Source organism: Candidatus Bathyarchaeota archaeon, from assembly GCA_026014745.1.
GTDB lineage: Archaea > Thermoproteota > Bathyarchaeia > Bathyarchaeales > Bathycorpusculaceae > Bathycorpusculum.
Map to the genome: position 1 here is coordinate 1,063,753 of JAOZHS010000001.1, position 22,810 is coordinate 1,086,562.

20 protein-coding genes are annotated in these 22,810 nt (G+C 47.2%); 12 read left to right on the forward strand and 8 right to left on the reverse strand.

Going from position 1 to position 22,810, the window contains the following annotated elements; all coding sequences use genetic code 11:
* Nucleotides 1–246: 246 nt before the first annotated feature.
* On the reverse strand, nt 247–801 hold the full coding sequence (locus NWE92_05655) for a flavin reductase family protein (protein MCW4029114.1): 555 nt from the start codon (nt 799–801) through the stop codon (nt 247–249).
* 171 nt (nt 802–972) lie between these two features.
* Here NWE92_05655 and NWE92_05660 point away from each other — a divergent pair, with 171 nt between their 5' ends.
* A complete protein-coding gene (locus NWE92_05660) occupies nt 973–1,560 on the forward strand; it encodes a hypothetical protein (protein ID MCW4029115.1) in 588 nt (195 codons plus the stop codon).
* 123 nt (nt 1,561–1,683) lie between these two features.
* Nucleotides 1,684–2,184 (forward strand): hypothetical protein, encoded by a 501-nt coding sequence (locus NWE92_05665; protein MCW4029116.1) that lies wholly within the window; start codon nt 1,684–1,686, stop codon nt 2,182–2,184.
* A gap of 2 nt (nt 2,185–2,186) precedes the next feature.
* On the opposite strand, the gene NWE92_05670 is transcribed toward NWE92_05665, so the two are convergent.
* Nucleotides 2,187–3,296 (reverse strand): tryptophan--tRNA ligase, encoded by a 1,110-nt coding sequence (locus NWE92_05670; GenBank protein ID MCW4029117.1) that lies wholly within the window; start codon nt 3,294–3,296, stop codon nt 2,187–2,189.
* 607 nt (nt 3,297–3,903) lie between these two features.
* Here NWE92_05670 and NWE92_05675 point away from each other — a divergent pair.
* Nucleotides 3,904–6,696 carry a cation-transporting P-type ATPase gene (locus NWE92_05675; GenBank protein ID MCW4029118.1) on the forward strand — a complete coding sequence of 931 codons (2,793 nt, stop codon included), beginning with the start codon at nt 3,904–3,906 and terminating at the stop codon, nt 6,694–6,696.
* A gap of 229 nt (nt 6,697–6,925) precedes the next feature.
* Nucleotides 6,926–9,142, forward strand: coding sequence for an elongation factor EF-2 (locus tag NWE92_05680; protein MCW4029119.1), 2,217 nt, complete (start codon nt 6,926–6,928; stop codon nt 9,140–9,142).
* Nucleotides 9,143–9,188: 46 nt separating this feature from the next.
* Here NWE92_05680 and NWE92_05685 read toward each other — a convergent pair whose 3' ends face one another.
* A complete protein-coding gene (locus tag NWE92_05685) occupies nt 9,189–9,536 on the reverse strand; it encodes a hypothetical protein (GenBank protein ID MCW4029120.1) in 348 nt (115 codons plus the stop codon).
* A 151-nt stretch (nt 9,537–9,687) separates the two neighbouring features.
* Here NWE92_05685 and NWE92_05690 point away from each other — a divergent pair, with 151 nt between their 5' ends.
* Nucleotides 9,688–10,278, forward strand: a complete 591-nt coding sequence (locus tag NWE92_05690; GenBank protein MCW4029121.1) for a flavodoxin family protein — start codon at nt 9,688–9,690, stop codon at nt 10,276–10,278.
* A 10-nt stretch (nt 10,279–10,288) separates the two neighbouring features.
* A complete protein-coding gene (gene afpA / locus NWE92_05695; protein ID MCW4029122.1) occupies nt 10,289–10,873 on the forward strand; it encodes an archaeoflavoprotein AfpA in 585 nt (194 codons plus the stop codon).
* Nucleotides 10,874–11,097: 224 nt separating this feature from the next.
* Here the strand turns inward: afpA and NWE92_05700 are convergent, their stop codons facing one another.
* Both NWE92_05700 and NWE92_05705 read right to left on the reverse strand, forming a co-directional pair.
* Nucleotides 11,098–11,331, reverse strand: coding sequence for a hypothetical protein (locus NWE92_05700; GenBank protein MCW4029123.1), 234 nt, complete (start codon nt 11,329–11,331; stop codon nt 11,098–11,100).
* A gap of 504 nt (nt 11,332–11,835) precedes the next feature.
* A complete protein-coding gene (locus NWE92_05705; protein MCW4029124.1) occupies nt 11,836–12,789 on the reverse strand; it encodes a class I SAM-dependent methyltransferase in 954 nt (317 codons plus the stop codon).
* Between the two features lie 198 nt (nt 12,790–12,987).
* On the opposite strand from NWE92_05705, the gene NWE92_05710 reads away from it, so the two are divergent.
* Both NWE92_05710 and NWE92_05715 read left to right on the forward strand, forming a co-directional pair.
* Nucleotides 12,988–14,109, forward strand: a complete 1,122-nt coding sequence (locus NWE92_05710; protein MCW4029125.1) for a DUF763 domain-containing protein — start codon at nt 12,988–12,990, stop codon at nt 14,107–14,109.
* A gap of 53 nt (nt 14,110–14,162) precedes the next feature.
* Complete coding sequence (locus NWE92_05715; protein MCW4029126.1) at nt 14,163–14,759, forward strand: DUF998 domain-containing protein; 597 nt, start codon at nt 14,163–14,165, stop codon at nt 14,757–14,759.
* Nucleotide 14,760: 1 nt separating this feature from the next.
* Here the strand turns inward: NWE92_05715 and NWE92_05720 are convergent, their stop codons facing one another.
* Both NWE92_05720 and NWE92_05725 read right to left on the reverse strand, forming a co-directional pair.
* Nucleotides 14,761–14,967, reverse strand: coding sequence for a hypothetical protein (locus NWE92_05720; protein ID MCW4029127.1), 207 nt, complete (start codon nt 14,965–14,967; stop codon nt 14,761–14,763).
* 50 nt (nt 14,968–15,017) lie between these two features.
* Nucleotides 15,018–16,007, reverse strand: coding sequence for a radical SAM protein (locus tag NWE92_05725; protein MCW4029128.1), 990 nt, complete (start codon nt 16,005–16,007; stop codon nt 15,018–15,020).
* Between the two features lie 241 nt (nt 16,008–16,248).
* Here NWE92_05725 and NWE92_05730 point away from each other — a divergent pair, with 241 nt between their 5' ends.
* From NWE92_05730 to NWE92_05740, 3 genes are all read left to right on the forward strand, one after another.
* Nucleotides 16,249–16,845 carry a hypothetical protein gene (locus tag NWE92_05730; protein MCW4029129.1) on the forward strand — a complete coding sequence of 199 codons (597 nt, stop codon included), beginning with the start codon at nt 16,249–16,251 and terminating at the stop codon, nt 16,843–16,845.
* 163 nt (nt 16,846–17,008) lie between these two features.
* Nucleotides 17,009–19,801, forward strand: a complete 2,793-nt coding sequence (locus NWE92_05735) for a cation-translocating P-type ATPase (protein MCW4029130.1) — start codon at nt 17,009–17,011, stop codon at nt 19,799–19,801.
* 161 nt (nt 19,802–19,962) lie between these two features.
* Nucleotides 19,963–20,280, forward strand: a complete 318-nt coding sequence (locus NWE92_05740; protein ID MCW4029131.1) for a hypothetical protein — start codon at nt 19,963–19,965, stop codon at nt 20,278–20,280.
* 90 nt (nt 20,281–20,370) lie between these two features.
* On the opposite strand, the gene NWE92_05745 is transcribed toward NWE92_05740, so the two are convergent.
* Entirely contained in the window at nt 20,371–21,708 is a 1,338-nt protein-coding gene (locus tag NWE92_05745; protein MCW4029132.1) for an OFA family MFS transporter, read from the reverse strand.
* A 231-nt stretch (nt 21,709–21,939) separates the two neighbouring features.
* On the opposite strand from NWE92_05745, the gene NWE92_05750 reads away from it, so the two are divergent.
* The gene (locus NWE92_05750; GenBank protein ID MCW4029133.1) at nt 21,940–22,509 is read left to right on the forward strand and encodes an acetate uptake transporter; all 570 of its coding nucleotides are present in this window, start codon (nt 21,940–21,942) and stop codon (nt 22,507–22,509) included.
* Nucleotides 22,510–22,810: the final 301 nt, after the last annotated feature.

The following is a 22,810-nucleotide window of genomic DNA, read 5'->3' on the forward strand; positions in this document are numbered from 1 at the left end:
AATGCATAACCACAAAAATCTAAAATGGGGTCGCCGTTAATGGGCTGTTTTTGCGTCAATAGTGACCTACCCCTCTTAGGTTTCTGCAATGAGTTTCTAATATGATCCAAATATGTCGGCTGCATCTCTCCCCTCTCTATCGTTTCAGCATAGCTTGGATATTAGGATCCAAATAGACTGCAAATAGGTTCGTGATGAGCAGTCTTCTCTGCTCTCAAGTTACCTATTGCAAGCTTGGTTTTCTGTTTAGGCTTTGTAGAGTTTGGGGTCTAGTAACGCAAAGTTGTTGCCGCCAACATGGTAGAGCATTCGAGCGCGTTTTAGGTCGTATCCTGAATCGGTAAATACTCCGGGATCTGCGTAGGCTTCGAGGATTTTTCCGACGAATATGGAGTGGTCGCCTGTGGTCATTTGTCCGTCGACTTCGCATTCAAGGTGGGCGATGCATTCGCGGATTATGGGGGCTTTGACTGATTTGGCTGGGAACGGTGTGAGGTTGGTTTTTTTGAATTTGTCAAAACTCCGTCCTGTTAGTGACCCGCAGGCATAGACTGCTTGAAGCGTTTCTATGGTGGGGATGTTGATGACGAATTCGCCTGATTCTTCGATTAGGGTGTGGCTGTGGCGGGTGGGTGCGATGCTTATTGCTACGAGGGGTGGCTTTTGTGAAGTTGGCATGGCCCATGCAAGAGTAGTGATGTTTGGTTTGGCGCTATTGCCCACACAACTTACTATGACAGTGTGCATGGGGTGGATAAGACGATAAGCGGAGTTAATGTTAACGGGTGTTTTTGCTGACACATAAATCACCAAGAGGTAATGTTGGGTTGCTTGTTTATTTTGGTTTCTTAAGGTGGCGACTTTGATCTTTTTTGGGCGTTGTATAAACACTCTGTTGGTTGAATGGTTTGATAAATATCGCTTGTTTAGAGTTACATATGAGATAAATAGTGTTTTGTGTTGCATTATGTTGTGAAAAGAAACGACTCTTCCTTAGAAAAAATCTATGAAAAAGACCCATCAACAGGCAGCTTCATCATAGCCGTAGCCCTAGAAAACTACGCCGACATATTTAACGAGTTAGACCCTTCCCCCTTCAAAAACCGCGACCTCAACAACGAACTCCGAATCTACCTCGAAGACTCCTCAGCCGACATCCCCCTAAAATACGATATAATTCTGCAATTCAACATCCTTAACGAAAACCAAGACCCCAAACGAGAAGAACGCATCACGTTTGGACTAAAAACCTACTTCTCTTTCATACAGCGCCAGTTAGAGCGGGAGATTCGAGGCTCCTATCAGAAAGGTCTCTTTTACGTGGGCATAGCGTTCATTCTGCTTTTCACCGCTTATTTTTTGGCAAGCTTAACCACTCACGACGTCGTAACAACCACTGCGTTGGAAGGCATCACGATTGGCGGCTGGGTTTTTCTCTGGGAAGCAATCTCTACGTTTGCATTCAAAAACCGCGGGATCCGAAACCGAAGCAGCCATTACAAGCGGTTCATGGCCGCCCCGATTCGTTTCAAATTCACCACAAACATCACAGGCACATAAAATTCAGCTTTTTTTGAAACCTGCCATTTATCCAAGCAAAATCTTCTTTTCTCGGGAAACCACTAAAATATGATGGATATCCCTTTTTAGTTAACTTTTAAGCAAAGCAGGTGATAAAACAATTTGACTGTTGAGATAATACGCAAAATAACAAACCCCATATGTGCATTCCAAAAGCACTTTAAAAAATTCGAAGATGTGTCTGCAGTGCAACAAATCTTCGGTGATTCCACGCCCGAGGTTCTTGCAAACCTCGAAGTAGAATTCACACATACCACCCTCTACATGAGAGTTGACTACGAAGGCAGACTCTTAATTAATCCCCGCTATATGGAAAGCGGCAACTTTACCGACCTCTATCTTGATGTCATTCATGAGTTGGTTCATGTCCAACAAGTTTTTGATGGTAAAGACTCTAACAAGGCATTGCCTTATGTCCAACGACCATTAGAACTTGAAGCCTATCAGACCGCGGTGAATGAGGCGCGTGCATTAGGTTTAGACGAAAACCGCATAATAGACTACTTAGATTCAGACTTGATTAACGCTGAAGAGCTCAAACAGTTGGCAACCGCGTTGGGCATCAACTGTGAAACAAATGCAGAATCGGAAGGCAACGACTAAGTTTACTTTCGTTTTATGTGGTAGGCTTCGATGTTGTCTTTGGCTTTCTCTCGGCGTTCTCGGTGAGCTTCGAGGAACTTGTTGAGTTTCTCCGCTATGTCTTTTTTGCATTCCCCACAAAGCATCTCTCCCCCTCGGCATTTGCGTTCCCGCTCCTGTAGATTAGCTGAGTCTTCTTCGAAGAGGAAATAATAGTACTGGAAGATGCTGCAGATGCTTGGGTCTGCGCCCAGTTTGCGTTGCTCTGCCGCGGTGCCTTTGCCACCCGTGAAGGCGTTCCAGATTTTCTTTTTCACCACGTCAGGGGGGTCCACGGTAAATATGCTGGTTTCAGGCATGGATGCACTCATTTTGCCTCCGGTGCCCAGTCCGGGGAGGAAGCGGCAGTGAATTTGGGCGGGTTTATAGTAGCCCAGTTTGGTTGCGACATCGCGGGTTACGCGCCAATAGGGGTCTTGGTCGATTGCGGCGGGTATAAGTGCGGGGACGTTTTCGCCTGTGAGTTTTTTGTGGATGAAGCAGGGTGCGGCTTGGATGGCGGGCCAATATACCCAGCCGATGTTGGTGCTGTCTTGGAAGCCAAAGCTGCTCCGCGCCGTAGAATAGGTGATGCGTCGGGCAACTTCGAGGGTGATGTCGTAGAGGAGGTCGATGTCTTTAGTGTCGTAGATGATGAAGGTGTCCTCGGGTTTGTATCCGAGTGCGATGAGGTCCAGCGCGTTTTCGTAGCTCCACTTGGCGGTATCTTGAAGGTTTCGTTCATCGTTGATGAGGTATTTTTCGTCGTCGGTTATTTGGAAGTAGAGCCTTGTCTTGAATTTCTGCTGCATATGTAGCGTGAATATCCATGGCACAAGGTGACCGATGTGGACGGGTCCGCTGGGTCCTCTGCCCGTGTAGAGCACGAATTTGGTGCCTTTATCGTAGAGGTCGAGCACGGTGTCGAGGTCGCGGTGGCTAAAGAAAATCTTACGTTCTAACTGTAAATGTAGCTTGTCGGTGTGGGTTTCAACTTTTTTGAGGAGTTCGGGGGTTAGGGGTTGAGTGCCGAATTCTTTGATCAGACGTTCATAATCCACTTTGCCCTTAACTTCCCAAGGCGTAACGACCATTTCGTTATTGTTTTCTTCAGCGTTAGGAGATGCCGTGTCTATTCACCGTCTTTGACTTGAGAAACGGTGTTTTGTCCTATATCCTTTTTTCGGTACCCGCCAATAGGTAACGCCAGTTCTCTCAGTGACTGTATAGGGCTAAGTTGATTGTTGTAGCGCTTGGTTGGGCTAGTGGGGCTGCTCTAGGCAGGCGTGCTCACTAAACTTGTAGTAAGCAAGCGGTTGATTACACTTTGCAAGTTGGTAAAGCCTGATTCGCAAAAAAGGTTAAATGACTTTCAGCTTTCTGTATGCAAAACAAATTTCCCTGAGAAACCACAATGGCAAATCGAGCGCATATCCGCAATTCGCCTTTACGGCTCTTTTTTTCTAAGATAAATTCGCGATATAATCCGATTAGTTTAAATGCAACATTTCACCATTACGCCAAACAAAACCCAAAAAATAGACTCACGTTTACAGACTGAGGATATTTATGAATCATCCTTTAGATTCACTCAAAAAAGGTTCGGCATCCGTAACTGCTTTACTTCAGGTTGCCTATCTCTGTTTAGTTGGAGATGTTCATTACTAACGTGGTTAACTGAGGGTTTGGACGGATTGAAATTTGGAGAAAGCGGCTTCTAAACCAATTGAAGATGTTTTTACTGATTTAAACACTTCAGTGGAAGGTTTAACTAGCGAAGAAGCTAAGCTGCGCCTTAAGAAGTATGGCTTTAACAGTCTCCAAGAAAAACGTCAAATCCCATTTATTCGTAAATTCATCAAGCACCTGCGTGATCTTTTCGGCGTTCTGCTTTTGGTCGCCGCAGCCCTATCTTTTCCAACAAGTCCTTCTTTGAGTTTGGTCATTCTCGCTGTGGTTTTTGTTAACATTTTTGTCAGCATCTTTCAAGAGTCCCGCGCAGAAAAAGCGATGGAAACACTCAAAAGCTGGATGCCTGAATACGCAAAGGTTCTCCGCGATGGGGAACTCCAAAAAATCATGGTCAAAGAAATCGTCCCAGGAGACATTATTTACCTCGAAGAAGGCGACCGTGTTCCAGCAGATGCCCGATTAATTGAAGTCTTTGACATGTGGACCAACAACGTCCCCTTAACAGGCGAATCTGAACCTCAACCACGCGTCGCCGACACTATTCAAACAGTTGAAAAAGCCTTCATTTATGCACCTAACCTTGTGTTCATGAGTACCAGCGTAGCCAAAGGTCAAGGTAAAGCGGTTGCATACGCGACTGGTATGGGTACCCAGTTTGGTCGAATCGCCAGCTTAACCCAGACTATTCGCGAAGAAGAGAGTCCTCTGCAAAAAGAAATTGCTTCGATGGCAAAAACTGACTTCATAATCGCTGTGGTTGTTGGCACGGTATTCTTTGCTGCAAGTTTTCTCTTCTTACAGGTGCCCCTTGACAAAAGCATCCTCTTCATGATTGGTGTCATGGTTTGCTGTGTTCCTGAGGGTCTACAAGTCACTGTTTCTAGCGCTTTAGCCATCAACGTGCTAAAGATGGTTAAGCACAATGTAATCGTGAAACGGTTATCGGCTGTGCAAACCTTAGGCAGCGTCACCGTTATATGCACTGACAAAACTGGCACTATCACTAAAGGCGAAATGACCGTTAACAAGCTCTGGGTCAAAGACCGTCTGATTGAGGTTTCAGGTTTAGGCTACAACCCTGTCGGGGACTTTACAATTAACGGCAAACCTCTCCGCGGTGGCGAAACCAAATCTTTAGAGCAGCTCCTTGAAATCGTGGCGCTCTGTAACGGCTCCAAAATTGATCCCCCCTCAGATCGCAACCGCAACTGGAGCGTCATCGGCGACCCCACAGATGGCGCCTTATTGGTTGCCGCGCTCAAATACGGTTTAAACATAGACGAGTCAGGCGAGGAAAAGCCTACCATCGATATTTTGCCGTTCAGTTTTGAACGTAAACGCATGACTACCATTCATGCCGTCAACAATACTGACATACTCGTCTATACTAAAGGCGCACCCATGACCATTCTGAACCTCTGTAATAGAATCCTAATTGGCGGCAAAGAGCAACCTCTAACAGCGGAACTCTATGGTGATGCTGAAAACAAAATCCATGAATTAGGCAACGAAGGTTTACGCGTAATTGCCGTTTCATACAAGCGTCTAGAAAATACAGAATACAGAGGTCAAGACGTCGAAAACGACTTAGTCTTTGTCGGTGTGGCAGCAATGCGTGACCCGCCCCGACTTGAAGTCAAAGACGCCGTCCTTAAAGCTAAACAAGCAGGCATCAAAACCGTCATAATCACTGGCGACTATGGTCCAACAGCGGAAGTTATCGCTCAGGAAGTCGGCATCGTAGAGAAAGAAAATAGCCGAGTAATAAAAGGCACAGATCTAGAAGACATAGACGACCCCGCCATCGTGGATGAAGTCAAAAAAGGCGACGTGATATTCGCTCGGGTTTCACCTGAACAGAAACTCCGCATCGTTACCGTGCTCAAGAAAAGCGGTCAAGTCGTTGCAGTCACTGGAGACGGCGCTAACGATGCTCCTTCACTAAAAGAAGCCGACATCGGAGTTGCCATGGGCGCATCAGGCACCGACGTGGCAAGAGAAGCCGCAGACATCGTGTTGCTCAACGACAGTTTCGCCTCGATTGTTAAGGCTGTAGAATCAGGTCGCGCAATTTACGAGAACATTCGCAAATTCATTGTTTACGTGTTTAGCCACAACTGGGCTGAACTTATCCCCTACGTGCTCTACGCAGTGTTAGCGATTCCGCTTCCGCTGCTAGTTATTCAGGTGTTAGCTATTGACTTAGCGATCGACGTTATCCCCAGTCTCGCGCTTAGCCAAGAACCCCCTGAGGCAGGCATCATGGAGGAACCGCCCCGAAGCCTAAAAGAACGCCTCTTCACAGGCAAAGTCTTCGCACGTTCCCTCTACATCGGCATAATCATTGCCGTAGGCGCAATGTATGGATGCATAAACGCGTGGATGGCTGGCGGCTGGTACTTCGGTATGCCTCTGCCCACAGACAGCGCCTTCTACACAAACGCATTCTACACTAGCGGCACCTACACCAAAGGAGTCACAATGACGTTTGCAGGAATCGTAGTGGCGCAGGCAGGTAACGTCTTGGTCAGCCGCACCAGCAAGCAATCCATATTCAAGACCAGCCTATCTAAGAACAAATGGATAATCTGGGGCATCATCGCGCAACTCTCGATCTTGGCGGTGTTGATCTATGTGCCCTTCCTTCAAGAGTTCTTTGGCACGACAGGTCTGGGTCTCTCGGACTGGGCGTACCTAATTGGGTTGGCGTTGGTGGTAATCTTCGCGGAGGAAGCCCGTAAATTCTTTGCCCGAAGGTTAACAAAAACCGCGGTTGACCCAACCAGACACGACCACAACTAACCTTTTTTCTAAAAACTCCCAAAAAATGCTCCGCTTTTTCTATTTAGATTGGTCATTAACCTGTTTGTAACCCAATTGTTTCAAAGAATAATGCCATAAAGTTAATAGGCTACAAACTCAATTTCCCTGTAGCTTACCAATTTCATGAGAGATCAAAAATAATGCTTCAAATAATTAAAAAACAAGCATTTCAAGGTAATATTTTACATAAAATGGAGAAAGCGTAAGTATGGCGCGATATAGGCAAACTGAAGAAATAGTTAAACTGATGAATAACCCCACAATTATCCGCAACACAAGCATCATTGCACACGTTGACCACGGCAAGACAACTCTATCTGACAGCTTACTTGCACACGCAGGTATCATCAGCACCCAAACCGCTGGCCAAAAACTTTTCTTGGACAGCTGGGATCTTGAGCAAAAACGTCAAATGACCGTTTTCGCCTCAAACGTCAGCTTGGTCCACAGCTACAACAACCAAGACTACCTAATCAACCTCATAGACACCCCCGGACACATCGACTTCTCAGGCGCAGTCACTCGTAGCTTGCGAGCAGTCGACGGAGCACTAGTTGTCGTGGACGCCGTAGAAGGACCCATGACTCAAACCGAAACCGTCCTGATGCAAGCGTTGCGTGAACGTGTTAAACCACTCTTATTCATCAACAAAGTTGACCGTTTAATTAAAGAAATTAAACTAACACCTCAGGAGATTCAGAAGAAATTCGCCAAGATTCTCCTCCGCGTCAACACTTTAATCGAGAAATATGCCCCTGCAGACCACAAACAGGACTGGCAAGTTAAAATCGAAGACAGCCGCGTCGCCTTCGGTTCTGCCCTGCACAAATGGGGTCTCAACCTTGACCACATGAAGCTTAAGAAAATCAGCTTCCAAGACATCATCGACGCATACACCGGTGACCCAGCAGACGTCGGCAGAAAAGTTGACGAACTCAGCAAAAAAGCGCCCTTGCCCGAACCAATCCTTGACATGTTCTGCCAACACTTACCCAGCCCACTTATAGCTCAACCTTACCGTCAATCACAGATTTGGCCAGGCGACCCAGAAAGTACAGTCGGCATCGGCATGGCAAAAGTAGACCCCAACGCACCCTTGCTCATGTGCATATCCACCATCGAAGTTGACCCACACAGCGGCACTGTCGCCATCGGCAGAATCTTTAGTGGCTCCATCACAAAAGGCAAAGAAGTACAATTAGTCAGTGCAGGCCAAAAAGGCACAATCCAGCAAGTCTTCATGTCCATGGCAACCGACCGAGTGTTTATTGACCGCGTACCTGCAGGCAACATCGGCGCAATCTCTGGTTTACCTGCCCTACACGTCGGTGAAACAGTCGGCGAAGCCGGCATCGAAATCCACAGCTTCGAAGGTTTACGTTACGTATCTGACCCAGTCGTCACCGTGGCAGTTGAACCCGAAGATGTCAAAGACTTACCCCTCTTCGACAAAGTCATGCACAAACTCACCACCGAAGACCCCAACCTGCACTTCATCATGAACAAAGAATCAGGCGAATTCCTCCTCTCTGGTATGGGCGAGTTGCACCTTGAAATCACCGCCTATCGAATGCAAGAAGCCGGTCTCAAAGTCAAACTCAGTAAACCCATTGTCATCTTCCGAGAAACCATCAGTCATGACTACAAGGGCCCAGCAATTATGGGTAAAAGCCCCAACAAACATAACAAACTCTGGATAACTATTGAGAAACTCAGCGATGATGTTATCGAAGCCATCAAATCCGAAAAAATCACTGACATGCAAAGCAAAGATGAACGCACAAAAACACTCAGAACTTTAGGATGGGAACCAGAAGACGCGAAAGGCGCAGTTGCTGTTGAAGAAAACAACATCCTCTGTAACCGTATCCGAGGACGCCAATACGTCGAAGAAATCATCGACCACATAAAGACCGGTTTCCGCGAAGCAGTCCACACCTCACCGCTTGCCAAGGAACCAGCTTACGGCCTCAAAATCAACCTCGAAGATATAACCCTCCACGAAGACCCAGTCCACCGCGGACCCGCACAAGCCATCCCCATGACCTGGCGACCAATCTACTGCGCGATTCTGCTCTCTGATCCAAAACTGCTCGAACCCATCATGAGCTTCGAATGCAAAGTCCCAAGCGAATTCGTCAGCAGCGTCATCACCCTACTCAACAAACGCCGCGGCAAAATCCTCGACATGCCAAGCGAAGAAGACATGATCACCGTCAAAGCCGAAATGCCAGTCTCTGAATCATTCGGTATCGCCGACGAACTCCGCAGCAGCACCCAAGGTCGAGCTTTCTGGGCAACCCAATTCAGCAGATGGGCCTATGTTCCAGAACAGATGCAAGCTGAAACCATCAAGAAGATTCGGGAACGCAGAGGCTTAACACCAATACCGCCCAAACCCGAAGAATACTTCGAAAGCGAGTAAGCAACTCTTACTCTTTCCTTTTTGTTTTCAAAAAACAATTTATTTTTTATTCGACGTTTTTGCACTCCACTTTTGACTCTGATCTCGGATGCGCATTAGGCTCCGAATCACCTTCACCAGAGTCCCTTTGTTCCCCCACATTGTGGTTGCCCATAGGAACCGCACTCTTGTAGGCGTTATGTGCTCGGTCAATGTCCTCCTCTAGCCTGCGTAGTTCCACGTCGGTTTCCTGCTTTAACTCGTCTACTGTCCAACCGTCTTGCACACGTTCCTCAAGTCGTTCAGCGACTTCTCGAGCTACGCGGTCAGGCAACCCAACCTTCACAAGGTCAACCTCGACGTTTCGGCTGTCAAATTTTTCTTCTCTCCCATCCGCAGTCAAGATTTTAACCATAGATTCACCTCCACAAGAAGAAACGTGCAGTTGAGATAGTCTGTTTTTTGCGCACACATAAACCTGTGTGGTCGGCGCTTCACAATAACTCAAAATGCGCCTTCTGGGGGAAGCCTTTAATCTAAACCTGCGTTATCTAGCTTTGACCGTTATGTTGATTGTTGGAATCTCTGGTAGCCCACGTAAACAAGCCACCGAATACGTACTCGAACAAGCCCTGTCAATGCTCAAAGAGAAGGGCTTTGAAACTGCTCTTTGGACTGTGCGGGGGAAATCCTTTGAATTCTGCATGCACTGCGATTACTGCCTCCAAAACAAAACCTGCACCTACCAAGACGACATGGAAGAAATCTATGAACTCTTAGCCAAAGCAAAAGGCATAATCTTCGCCACCCCAGTCTACAACGGCGGCGTCAGCGCACAAATAAAAGCCGTGATGGACCGAACCCGCGCATTGGTAGCTGCGGATAAAGATTTTTTCCGCGGAAAAATAGGCATGGGCATCACCGTTGGCGGCGACCGTGCTGGCGGGCAGGAGTTGGCTCTTTGGCAAATCCACACCTTCCATATCATTAACGGCATGATTCCCGTGGGCGGTGGACCCTTCGGCGCGAATTTAGGCGCAAACTTCTGGAGCAAAGACACCCTAGAGGGTGTGAAACTAGACGAGGAAGGGTTTAGAAGTCTTAAGAAGACAACTAAACGGTTTGCTGAATTTATGACCCTTCATTGTAAAAAGTAATGGTGATTTTATGACTGAAGCAAAAGTTAAGAAAACAAAAATCGCCTGGGGAATAACCGGCGCAGGCGACAAAATCCAAGAAATCATCGAAACCATGAAAGCCTTCAAGCAGCAAGCAGCCGACAAAGTCGAAATTGACGTCTACTTATCCAAAGCCGCTGACACCATGCTCAAGTTCTATCGCTTAGATGAAGACCTCAAAGCAAACTTCGCCAAGGTTATGGTGGAGTCAAATTCGAATTCGCCGTTTCTGGCTGCTTGGATGCAGATGCACAAATATGAATTCCTCCTAATCGCTCCCGCGTCTTCAAACACTGTGGCAAAACTCGTTAACGGTATCGGTGACACGTTAATCACTAACTCGGCGATTATGAGTCTCAAAGCGTTTGTGCCCGTTTACGTGTTGCCTGTTGATTACAAGGAAAGTGTGCTCTACACTAAGCTTCCTAACGGTAAAGAGATGAAGCTGCGTGTGCGCAAAGAGGAAGCTGAGCAGGTACGTCGGTTGGAGGCAACTGAGGATGTGCATGTTTTTCCCAGTATAGAGCAGATGCGGTTAGGTTTGACGGATTGGCTAAAAACAGTTAATCCGTAACTTTTTTGTATTTTTTTAGTGCTTCTGCAATGTTTTGGCAGTTGCTTTTTTTAAACAGTAAATTTTTTATCCTTGCGAGTACGGTACTATTGAAAGAGCTTAAGCTATGGTAAAGTGCCCTAAATGCGGAAAGGAGCTAGATAAACCCGAGCGCTCTATCGAAAATTCAGTGTTTTGCATTGAACTCTATGTTTGCTCTAATTGTGGGCATAAGTTTAAGCGTTTTACTTAGGCGTGAAGACGATTACGCCGTTTTGGTTTTCTTGTACTTCTAGGCTGTGTTTTTTGGCGATGTCTTTGACTTTTTGTTTGTCTGTTTCTTGTAGGCTGCCTGTTATGTGTAGTCTGTATCCTGACGAGTCGGTTTGGAAATTCTCAACAGAGACCGAGTCGGGCGACATTTGATTGCAAACAATTAAAAGGTCTTTTAGGTAGGTGACTGCCTCGGTTCTATTCATTCTCGGCATCCCGAGTAGCATATCTCGTTTGTTACTATATTTATGGTTTGCACTAACACGTTTGTTTAAAAATATCTATGTTGGACGTACAGTGCTATGTTTGCTTGGACGCTTATGTATCAATTTGGCTCGTTTAGGGCGTAATTTAAGCCAATTTGGCAGACAATGAGTGCTTGCCTGTCTTACTAACGGGCGTATTTTCGACTCGTTACTTGTTGTAACAGTATGCAATCACATTCTTTTATATTTTCCCAACGGCTTAGCACTTAATTGGAATGCAAGGGATAGCCAACAGAGTTGAGCGAACCAGGCTGCTAACCGACGGGGAAGGCGTCGCCCACCCTACTTCTGCGCTGCTCCGTCATTAGCGCACGGCTCGGTTCGCTTAACCAAAAATTTTCTCCTCAAAATCCTTCAATCTTACAGCTTGTTTTTTTTGCTCTGTACCGCTCTAAAAATCCAGCAAGGCGCAGGCAAAAACCACCAGAAACTAGATGTTCCCGCTTAGTTTTTGGCTAACAAAAACGCGGCGGTGTCTCCCTGCCGTTTTGCATCCAACATTTTTGCGTATTTATTGAATGCCCTTATTTCTTGGCTGGAAAAGATTGATTTTCTCGGGTTGGTGAGGTAGGATTTTTGTTCGAAAAGCCCTATGCCTTTTTGGTATTGGATGCTGCCCCAGAACTGGAACGCATTCGAGTCATATATCATGTCCATAACGCGCAGGTTGGCTGCCTTTGCAAGTTTCTTTAAGCTTCTCTCAGAATGCAGAATCAGATGTCTGGGTGCGTCGAGTTGGACCCAATTTTCGCGGTAGTGCGTCCATGCGTAGCTCGAAACAGTGGGCATAACCAGGACACATAGGCCCCGGTCGCTTAGTAATGATCTAACCTTAACTAGTGTCTCAAGTTGGTTGCTGATGTGTTCAAAGGAGTGGTTAAAAAGAATTAAATCAAATTTGCCTTCAGTATCGGCGATTTTTTCTTTCTTTATGATTGCGCCATTACTGTATGACAATCCCGCGGAGACGTAGGGGTCTATGCCTACGGGGTTTCTAAAGCCCGCTAACGCCAAGATATAGGGGAACTTTCCTGTTCCGCATCCCACATCTAAAATTCGGCTGTCCTTTTTGAGTTTAACGTTGAGCATACCTTTTGAGTAGATGTCTCTAAACAGTGCGGGGGCTATTCGGTAAAGCATCTTGGTGAGTGCTGGGTTGCCTGATAGACCTTGCCGTAGCTGTTTTGACCATAAAATGTATTTTAAACTGGCGCTGGCTTTATCAAAGCTGTAATAATTTGTGGGGTAATACTTTTCGAGGTTGTCGGGGACCTTTTTTATTTGTAGACAACCGCAACTGCTGCATTGAAAGTACTCAAACTTCTCTTTGAAGCCAAAAGCCATCTCGGTTGCAACGAATTTTTGGTTTGCTGTGTCGCTACAAACTATACAAGACATCTATTACTAGCGTGTATTGGCACAGATTTATCCCTTTAGCTGCCACATATTGCCACTTTTTATTGATAGTTTGATGCAGCTGTTTGTACTTGCCTCTCTTACTCTTTTAATGTTTAGGATGCAGCGTATCGCTTTATTTTCTTTACATCTTGGTTGCAATAATCAATATATCCCCGCCTAATCCATCTGCAACTGGTCATGATGTATCGGTCTGGCGTAGCTAATCTGCCTCTACATGGTGGCAAAGCACCTGCATGGTTAACAGGGCGAATGCGTAAACTTGCCCATGAAATAGCAGGCATCATGGTTGAGGAATATGGTCCCGACGAGTTACTAAGGCACCTAAGTGACCCCTACTGGTTCCAAGCCCTGGGTTGTGTTCTTGCTTATGATTGGCATAGTAGCGGCGTAACCACAGTCGTCACTGGTATCCTCAAAAACGCCCTCTCCGCAGAGACCCATGGCATCGTAGTCTGCGGCGGCAAAGGCAAAACCAGCCGAAAAACCCCCAGCGACATCGAGGCGGCAGCACAAAAATTCGACTTCTGTGAAGAAACCCAAAAACAGTTAACTTACAATAGTCGCATGGCCGCCAAAGTTGACAATTCTGCCATTCAAGCTGGTTATCAACTCTACCACCACGCCTTCTTAGTCACCAGAGACGGCAAATGGGCAGTTATCCAGCAGGGCATGAGTGACGAAGCACGCATGGCGCGCCGCTACCACTGGCTCTCCGATAACACAAGCAACTTTGTAGTGGAGCCCCACAACGCCATAGTCGGAACCAAACATACCAAGGCACTAAACATGGTAGCCGCCACAAGTGAAAGCGCCCGCAAAGCCAGCGTAGACCTCGCCAAAGAACCCACCCAAAAACTGCGCCGCCTAATCGAATCAGCAGCCCGAGCCCCCAACCAAGCATCACTGCAGACATGGCTTCCCCCCTCAGATGACCCATGGCAGCAAACCCTCAACTCCCTAAACATGCCCCGCAACATCAACTGGGACACCCTGACCCGAGTTTACGATTTTCAACCCCAAAACTACGAGGAACTCTTAAGCCTCCAAGGTGTCGGTCCCGCAACCGTTCGTGGATTGGCGCTTGTAGCGGAGCTCATTTATGGTGAGGAACCCTGTTGGGAGGACCCTGTTAAATTCAGCTTTGCATATGGCGGCAAAGATGGCGTGCCGTTTCCGGTGAATCGCAAAGCCATGGATGAGTCCATCCAGATTCTGCGAAATTCAGTCGAGGCAGCTCGCATCGGTGAAACCGAAAAGTTGCAGTCCTTGCAGAGACTACGGCGCTACGTGCCCGCATAGACGAATAATTAAATTAACTAAAAGTGCTAATGCTCTGTGTTGAGGAACAAACGTTGTCTCCAAAGCACCTCTATCTGCAAATCGGCGGCGCGGCAGGAGTCGCCACACCCATAATCGCCTTCACCTGCATCACAATAGCAATAGTCACCTATCCCTCTTTTAGCTGGACCAACAACGCCCTAAGCGACCTCGGCGTAGTCCCCGGCATCACAGGACCCCTTTTTAATTCTGGACTCTGCCTAAGCGGCGTGTTAGCCTTCATCTTCGCAACAATAGGACTCTTCAACTACTTCCAAAGCATAGCAGGCAAAGTCGGCTCAGCCGTTTTCGCAGGCGCAACTATAGCCCTAATAGCCATAGGCGTTTTCAACGAGAATTTCTCCCCCACCCACTACTGGGTTTCGGTGGCATTTTTTGTCTTGGCCCCTATTGCCCTCTTCATCTTAACCTGCTCGTTTGCTTTGGAACGTAAATGGGGTTTGGCGGCGTTTTCGGTTCTGATTGGGTTAGTGGCGGCGTTGCCTTGGGTTTTACAGCTAACAATCAACTATGTGCCCCACGTGGCGATTCCTGAAACGATTTCGGCAGTCGCGGTATCTGCTTGGGCAATCGTGCTAAGCATAAAAATGCTTCAAAAAATCAAGCGTTAGCTTATTCGCGGCTCCATTTCCTGATTAGCTTGAATGCGGCGTAGGCGATCACTGCCGCAAAAATCGCCAATATTGCTACGGTGAGGATTCCGACTATCCAGTTAGCTGGGGTTTCTGAGGGTGCTGGGGTGCTGGTTTGGGCAGCAACCGTTAGCATAATTGATGAAATCCAAAGAAAAACTGCTGATGCAGCGAGAGGTTTCTTCATTATTCCACCGAACCCTTGTGTGCTTGATTCACTTAAAAGCTTTAGCTCACCTACTTGCATGAATCCGCATAAATTTGGGCACAACAAAACGAAGAAAACACAGCCTTGTACCCCTTCGTTTTGGCGTATTCGACGGCTGCATCGCTTGGAAACGCTACCGCATCCACCCCCGCCTTGAGGGCTAACACGTCGGTTTCGCCGCGGACCGCGCCTTTGGGGCGCATACAGCCCAGCGTCAAAGGGGTCTGAGGAAACATGAGTCGCGCAGAGGCTGCAACCTTTGCGATCTCGATTGGGCTGGGGGGCGGTGTTTTTGCCATGGCTGTTCCGTGGATAGGCATAAATGCGATTATCACCAACGCTGCTGGTTGGATATCTTTTATGAGTTCGAGTGCGTGGTATTCACCGTCGAGTTTGCCCTCGTTTAATCCTACAATCACATGGGGCACCACCCTTAGCCCCGCATTAAAGATGGCTTTTAATGAATTGGCATAGTCGTCGACGGATACGTTTAGGTTGTAGACTTTTCGGATGGTTTGCTGTGAGCCGATTACGTCAATGAGTGCCGCATCTACCCCCGCATCCTTCAACCCAACCGCCGTTTGGGGGCTGATGATGCCTGTGTGTACAAACACCGTCAACCTCAACTCACGCTTCAACAATCCCAGCACATCTACAAAATCATCCAGCGGAACCGAACCATCAGGTAGGCAACCGCCGCTAACTAAACACCCCATTGCGCCCTCCTTTTTTAGCTTAGTGCCCAACGCATACAGTTCTTCTGGTGAAGTGGCTGAGTGCATGGTTTGTAGCACTTTGCCGCCGCAGTGACCGCAGTTTAGGGCGCAGGCGTTACCCGTGACGGAGATGGTTGGGAATGCTTTGGTAGAGGTGCAGAAGTGTTTGGTTTTGTAGTAGGAAAAGCTGGGGGCATAGAAGCGGATGGTGTTTTGTGTTGGTTTGAATGTGCCGCTGTTGAGTAGTTCTGTGAAGTCGGCGTCTTTGAGGTTCCAGACGGTTTGAGGTGAAAGGTTTGGCATCACCCAACTTTAGGGCTGCTGGATTTAATAGTTTAGCGGAAACCAACATTTAATGCCCCCAAAAACCGCCAATGCGGACCTACCCCTCTATAGTTTCTGCATAGAACCACTAATAGGATCCAAATAGACGCCAAATAGGTTCAACAAACCTGCTGCGCCGCTATAAAAATTGCTCCATGGGTATGCTGACCAGCGCACTGCCTGAAAATCCTTCAACTATGCATCAGATCCTTTTATGCACATGATTTTTATTGACCCAACCGATAAACCCTCTATAAAGGACTACTCCATGCGCCACAATCACGCTTCCCGCATAAGCCAAATTGCCGCCGACCTTAAGGTACACAAGGTATCGGTGAGCCTGTTTTTGGCTACTTATGGCGCGGTCTATTTAGCCTCCGTTATCCTCACAGGCTGGACAGTTTTTGACGGCGCAGCAGACGTTTCTGGTTTGCCTCTTCTCACCTATCCGGGCTTTTTGCCTCGCGGCGCCATAACCCCGCTTTTCTTTGTCACAAGTGTTCCGGCGCTTTTCATTGGCACAGTTGGTCTTTGCCTCTATTGTAGTCGTAACATTAACCCCCAAGCTATTACGCATGAGGAGCATGTGGCTATTTTGTTGGCGGTTTGTGGGTTTGCGTATGTGGTTGTGGGGGCTTGGCCTTTGCAGAATCGGGTGGATTTTGCGTGGGAGTGGCAGAAGGGTATTGTGGGGAGTGGGTTGGTTTTTGCTTGGGGGCTTTATTTGTTGGGGTTGGGTGCTTTGGCGGTGGGGGCGGTTGCTGTTTACCGTTTTAGCAAGATTTATCATAAAAAATATCTTAATCCGCAACCATAATTTGTGCAAAATCCTTGGCGTTTGTCTAATAATGCGCCAGATTTAGACATCATTCTGTCCAATATTTTTTTGATACACTGTACACATTTACATTTTTTGAGCAAAAACATCATCTTTTGTTATGATAAAACGAAACATATTAAAGGTAAAATACTGTAAAGGTATGCTATTATTTGAGGAGAGAGACCCAAAATTGTCCACTCAATATCACGATAAAACGCCACAACAAACAATGCAAGAGCTTCAAGTAGGCGAAACAGGCCTAACCCAACCTGAAGCAAAACAACGCCTAACCAAATACGGACCCAACGAACTCAAAAAAGAAAAAGGCATATCCCCCCTCAAAATCCTAGTCGGCCAATTCACCGACATCCTCATGGTTATCCTACTCATCGCCACAGGCCTTTCCATTGCTGTAGGCGAAGTCACAGACGCCATAATCATCATAGCCATAGTCATCGCCAGCGCCGTCTTAGGCTTCACACAGGAATACCGCAGCGAAAAAGCCGTTGAAGCCCTCAAAAAAATGACGGCACCCTCCGCCAGCGTGCTACGCGACGGCAGAGAAATCAAGCTCCCCGCCACCGAACTTGTCCCCGGTGACATCATTGCGCTCTACACTGGCGATAAAGTCCCCGCAGACGGTCGACTCATCGAAGCCTTCGCAATGAAGAACGATGAAGCCCCCTTAACTGGCGAATCTTCACCCGTTAACAAAAACATCGAAACCCTGCCAGATAAAACCCAACTAAACGACCGCTCTAACATGGTTTACAGCGGCACAGTTGTAGTTTATGGCAGAGGCAAAGCCATCGTAACAAACACCGGCATGACCACAGAGTTTGGCAAAATCGCCCAGATGGTTCAATCGGCACCTCAAGAAGAAACACCCCTTGAGAAACGATTGGCTGGCGTTGGCAAAGTTATCGGCATCTTAGCCTTAATCGTTGCCGTAAGCGTCGGCGTAATCGGCGTAGTTGTTGAACAGCGCCCCATCCTTGACATGGTCTTGTGGGCAGTAAGCTTAGCTGTTGCAGCTGTACCTGAAGCGTTACCTGCCATCGTTACTGGTGCACTCGCAATCGGCATGTACCGCATGGCAAAAAGCAGCGCCATAGTCAAACGGCTCCCCGCAGTGGAAACCTTGGGCAGCACCAGCGTAATCTGCAGCGACAAAACAGGCACCATGACCAAAGGCGAAATGACCGTCCGCAGCCTATACGTTAACGAACAATCCGTCCAAGTCACAGGCATCGGCTATGCGCCTGAAGGTGAATTCCAAGTTGACGGCAAAACCATAACCCCTGACGAAAACCTCAAAACACTCCTCAAAGTAGCAGTGCTCTGCAACGACTCTGGACTGGAGCAGGATTCTCAAACAAGTAAATGGTTCGTTAAAGGTGACCCCACTGAAGGCGCATTAGTGGTTGCCGCTGCCAAAGCTGGCATAAGCAAAGACCAACTTGACATTGAGGAGGCTCGCACATTTGAAGTGCCGTTCTCTTCGGAACGCAAACGCATGACCACTATCCACACTGTAGGCGACAAAAAAGTCGCGTACATGAAAGGCGCCCCCGAAATGGTCATCGAACGATGCAGCAAAATCCTCATAGACGGCAAACTCCACCCCTTCAACAAAGAAAACCACGCCAAATACTTCCAAATCACCGAAAACTTGGCGCTCCAAGCGCTTCGAAACCTCGCGTTCGCCTACAAAGAAGTCCCAAGTGACGTTGAATTCAAAGAAGACATGGAAAAAGGCTTCGTGTTCGTGGGCATCATGAGTATGATTGACCCGCCCCGCACAGAAGTCAAAGACGCCATAGCCATATGCAAGAAAGCAGGCATCCGCGTCGTCATGATTACCGGCGACCACAAACTCACCGCAACCGCCGTCGGCAAAGAACTCCGCCTAATCGACGAAGCAGGCGCAGAAACCCAAGTACTAACCGGTCAAGAACTTGAACAAATGAGCGACGAACAACTCGCCGCCGTCGTAGAAAACATCCACATATACGCCCGTGTGTCTCCTGAGCACAAAGTGCGCATTGTGAAGGCTTGGAAAGCTAAAAACCAAGTCGTCGCCATGACTGGAGACGGCGTTAACGATGCTCCTGCCTTGAAGATGAGTGACATCGGCGTAGCTATGGGTATTAGCGGCACTGAGGTTTCCAAGGAAGCCGCAGACATGGTGCTTGCCGACGACAACTTCGCCAGCATCGTCAAAGCCGTTAAAGAAGGTCGCGAAATCTATGACAACATCAAGAAATACCTGACCTATCTGCTCCAATGCAACATCATGGAAATCTTGGTGATGTTCTTCGCAGTCGTGTTGGTACCCACCTTAGCCGGCATATTCTCGCCTGGCCTAGCCGCTACCGAAGCTGGCAAGAGCAACATAAGCAGCGCAGCTATCGCGTTGACTGCGGTGCAGTTGCTGTGGATGAACTTAGTCACTGACGGGTTACCCGCTATAGCTTTAGGCGTTGACCCTGGCGACCCAGACCTAATGGAGCGCAAGCCACGCAAACCCGACGAGAGCATCTTTAGCCGCGAAGTCAAAACCTACCTCCTCGTCATGCCAATCATCATGAGTGTGCTACTGCTATTAGCATACTTCTCACACATGCCTTGGACAAGCGAATATCACCTGCTCGAAGCACGAACCCAACTGTTAACCGCCATGATAGTGATGGAGCTAGTCGTTGCCCTCTCAATGCGTTCATTGAAGTACCCGGTGTTCAAAGTCGGCGTATTCAAGAACAAGTGGCTCTGGATTGCAATCCTATCCTCGTTCGCCCTCCAACTGGTAATACTCTACGTGCCAGGCTTGCAAAGCCTCTTTGATGTACACGCCCCCGAACTCATCGACTGGGCAATAGCCGCGCTGTTTGCAGCCATAATCTTTGGCGTCCTAGAAATCGGCAAATACCTTACCAGCCGCAGAAAAAGCTGATTGCAACACAAGCAGAAGCCAGCCTGAAATGGCTTCGATGAAAAACAGCCTCCGAGCACTTTTTTCGCTCGCTTTTTATTTTTCTTAAGTTTTTGTTATTCGAAAAGTTTTAAACATGCGGGGGCTATTTTGGCTAACAAACCAAAACAGAGGAACCCTAAATGCACATACTTCAAGTATATTCTCATTCCCCTGAAAGTTGCCCCATAGGTAACCCGCAGAATTTACAGATAACGATGGATTGGCTCAAAAAAGTAGATGCCCTAGCCGCTAAACACGGCCTTAAAGTTGTGGGGATTTGGACCGATCGTTGGGGACACAAATCTTGGGCAGTGTACGAAGCTCCAAGCATGGAGGCTTTCGAAGCGTACGAGCAGGAACCTGAAAACCTTGCTAAAGTCACTTTCACTGACGTGGAAACTCGGATTGTGACTCTGCCGAGTCAGACTTTGGCGTTTTTTGAGAAAATTAAAAAATAAACCTTTTCCCTTTTTGTTGAGTTTTGTTATAATCAGAATATAAAAAAGAAAAAAAGTTTGGTATGTGTGCTTACAACAACTTGTTATAAGCTACCGTTTTGATCGGATTTGGTACACGAACCCTAATCCCACGGCGACTGCACACATTATTGCTGCCGGTATGAATGCGTACAGGAAACTCAAACCTGCATCTTGCACCATGCCCGCTAGGATGGGTCCCACGATACCGCCTATGCCGTAAGCCGTAAAGAGGAATCCATAGTTCACTGCGAGGTTTTCTGCTCCAAACGAGTCAGCGCAGGACACTGGGAACAGTGCAAAGTTACCGCCGAAGTTGAAGCCGATTAATGCTGCAACAACATAGAACAGGATTGGGTTTGAGGTGGTGAAGAAGAATACGGACATCATTACCGTTTGGAAAGCAAACATTGCCATGAGTGCTTTGCCGCGTCCGATTCTGTCGGAGATTTGGCCCCATGCGATGCGTCCTGCACCGTTAAAGATGGGTAAGCAAACGGCGGCGCCGATGACTGCGATGTCTGTAGCTTCTTGTATGTTAAAACCGTTAGCTATGAAGCCGTCTGTTGGGCTTTTGGCGAAGTTTTGAACGTTACCTATCACCATTAAGCCTGCGAGTGCACCTACCAAGAACATGATCCAGAGCAAATAGAACGAGCTTGATTTTAGCATCTCTTTTGGTTTGCATCCAAGAATTCCTGTTTTTCCGGTTACTTGTGGGGGGTTCCATCCTTTTGGTTTCCAGCCTGCAGGAGGGTTCTTCATAGTAAGCGAACCAGCGATGACCAGTACGAGGAACATTATGCCGTAGACTAAAAACGCGAAGTCCACGTTTGAAACTGTGTATGCATATGCGCCTGCTTGTTGGCTAATTAAACCCGTAAATCCAAGTACGCTAGGTGGGTTAGCTATGAGGATCCATATGAATGCGCCAAATCCGAAGCCTGCAACTGCGAGTCCGCTGACTAACCCTTTTTTATCTGGGAACCACTTGACTGCTGTTGCAATGGGCACCACATAAGCCAATCCGATGCCTGCCCCAGCGACTACGCCGAGGAAGATTAGTTTTCCAATAAAACTTGCGCCCACAAAAGAGGCAAGTATGTAACCCAAACCAAGTAGAGTGCCTCCCATCAAAGCCACCTTCATCGGTCCGAGTTTTCCTTGAAGTCGACCACCGATTATTGTAAAGATGGCAAAGACCAATAGGCCTACGCTGAAAATTAGCTGGGTTTCTGTTTTTGAAAAAGCGAATTCGCTGGGTGCGGCTGCTGACCCTTGCAGAGGACCTGTAAATGCTGACCACGCATATATCGCTCCTAAAGCAAGCTGAATCAAAATTCCGCCAACAACAATAATCCAACGATTCATAACTTTTGACGATGTACTTGAATTATTTGGAATCGCCATATGTTTCACTTAGCGCATCCCTGTAATGATTCGTAATTAAATATCTATCTGTCAATAATTTCTTCAATACTTTGAATCTGCTTGGATTTAGGTGGTTAAATATGCTATTTTTGCAGGTTTGGCGCATGGCGTGAGTTAAGGTTAACTAGTTAATATTGATGATAAAAAACGGCTATAAAACTAAAAGCTAATTAAGCGAACCCGTAAACATCCAAGGCAGGAGAAACTCGAATGAGCAATAAATTGGCTAACCCTGCTCCTCTTGGACTCTTAGGCTTCGGCTTGACAACGGTACTGCTCAACTTGGCAAATGCAGGCGTCTACGGCTTAAACAGCATGATACTGGCAATGGGTATAGCTTACGGTGGTTTAGCTCAGGTTATCGTCGGCGCGATGGAATACAAAAACGGTAACACCTTTGGTGCCGTCGCGTTCACCTCTTATGGGCTGTTTTGGTGGTCTCTTGTTTTATTGTTGATGCTGCCAAACAACTTCATGGGAATCTCGGCACCTGACACAACCGCTATGGCAGCCTACTTCTTTATGTGGGGGCTGTTTACGTTTGCCATGTTCTTTGGCACACTAAAAGCTAACCGCGCATTGCAATTCGTTTTCATGAGCTTGGCGATTCTGTTCTTTATGCTGACCATTCGTGAGGTACTGGGTAATCCCGTGTGGTTTAACGTGATTACTGGTATTGAAGGTGTCATATGCGGTTCTAGTGCTGTGTATCTGGGGATTGCAGAGATTCTTAATGAATCGCATGGAAAAACTGTTCTGCCCATTTGCCCCGTAAAGTAGGCGTCTACTTCCTCTCTTCTTTTTTCTTTTCTTTGTGCGGGGTGGCTTCTCTACTTGTTAAATTTTCAAATGCGTTTATCGTAGTTTTGTAGCGGAAACAGTGAAATTTTGCTTCTCTATATGTTGACGTTTGAAGCTTTTTTACTGAAAGACTCTGTTTAAAAGATGCAAATCAAGCTCCGAATTATTGTAGACAGTGTTTTTGCTCCATCCAAATAACAAACTCGTATTTGGCGGCAACAAGCAAAAATCTGATGTTCTTTTTTCAATTTTGCAGTATTCAGTTGAAAAACCTTATAAA

Bases quoted from the DNA above. Each gene is read 5' to 3' on its own strand.
- NWE92_05670 (MCW4029117.1), bottom strand. From the start codon at position 3,296: ATGGTCGTTACGCCTTGGGAAGTTAAGGGCAAAGTGGATTATGAACGT.
- NWE92_05680 (MCW4029119.1), top strand. From the start codon at position 6,926: ATGGCGCGATATAGGCAAACTGAAGAAATAGTTAAACTGATGAATAAC.
- NWE92_05685 (MCW4029120.1), bottom strand. From the start codon at position 9,536: ATGGTTAAAATCTTGACTGCGGATGGGAGAGAAGAAAAATTTGACAGC.
- NWE92_05690 (MCW4029121.1), top strand. From the start codon at position 9,688: ATGTTGATTGTTGGAATCTCTGGTAGCCCACGTAAACAAGCCACCGAA.
- afpA (MCW4029122.1), top strand. From the start codon at position 10,289: ATGACTGAAGCAAAAGTTAAGAAAACAAAAATCGCCTGGGGAATAACC.
- NWE92_05700 (MCW4029123.1), bottom strand. From the start codon at position 11,331: ATGAATAGAACCGAGGCAGTCACCTACCTAAAAGACCTTTTAATTGTT.
- NWE92_05705 (MCW4029124.1), bottom strand. From the start codon at position 12,789: ATGTCTTGTATAGTTTGTAGCGACACAGCAAACCAAAAATTCGTTGCA.
- NWE92_05710 (MCW4029125.1), top strand. From the start codon at position 12,988: ATGATGTATCGGTCTGGCGTAGCTAATCTGCCTCTACATGGTGGCAAA.
- NWE92_05720 (MCW4029127.1), bottom strand. From the start codon at position 14,967: ATGAAGAAACCTCTCGCTGCATCAGCAGTTTTTCTTTGGATTTCATCA.
- NWE92_05725 (MCW4029128.1), bottom strand. From the start codon at position 16,007: ATGCCAAACCTTTCACCTCAAACCGTCTGGAACCTCAAAGACGCCGAC.
- NWE92_05730 (MCW4029129.1), top strand. From the start codon at position 16,249: ATGATTTTTATTGACCCAACCGATAAACCCTCTATAAAGGACTACTCC.
- NWE92_05735 (MCW4029130.1), top strand. From the start codon at position 17,009: ATGCTATTATTTGAGGAGAGAGACCCAAAATTGTCCACTCAATATCAC.
- NWE92_05740 (MCW4029131.1), top strand. From the start codon at position 19,963: ATGCACATACTTCAAGTATATTCTCATTCCCCTGAAAGTTGCCCCATA.
- NWE92_05745 (MCW4029132.1), bottom strand. From the start codon at position 21,708: ATGGCGATTCCAAATAATTCAAGTACATCGTCAAAAGTTATGAATCGT.
- NWE92_05750 (MCW4029133.1), top strand. From the start codon at position 21,940: ATGAGCAATAAATTGGCTAACCCTGCTCCTCTTGGACTCTTAGGCTTC.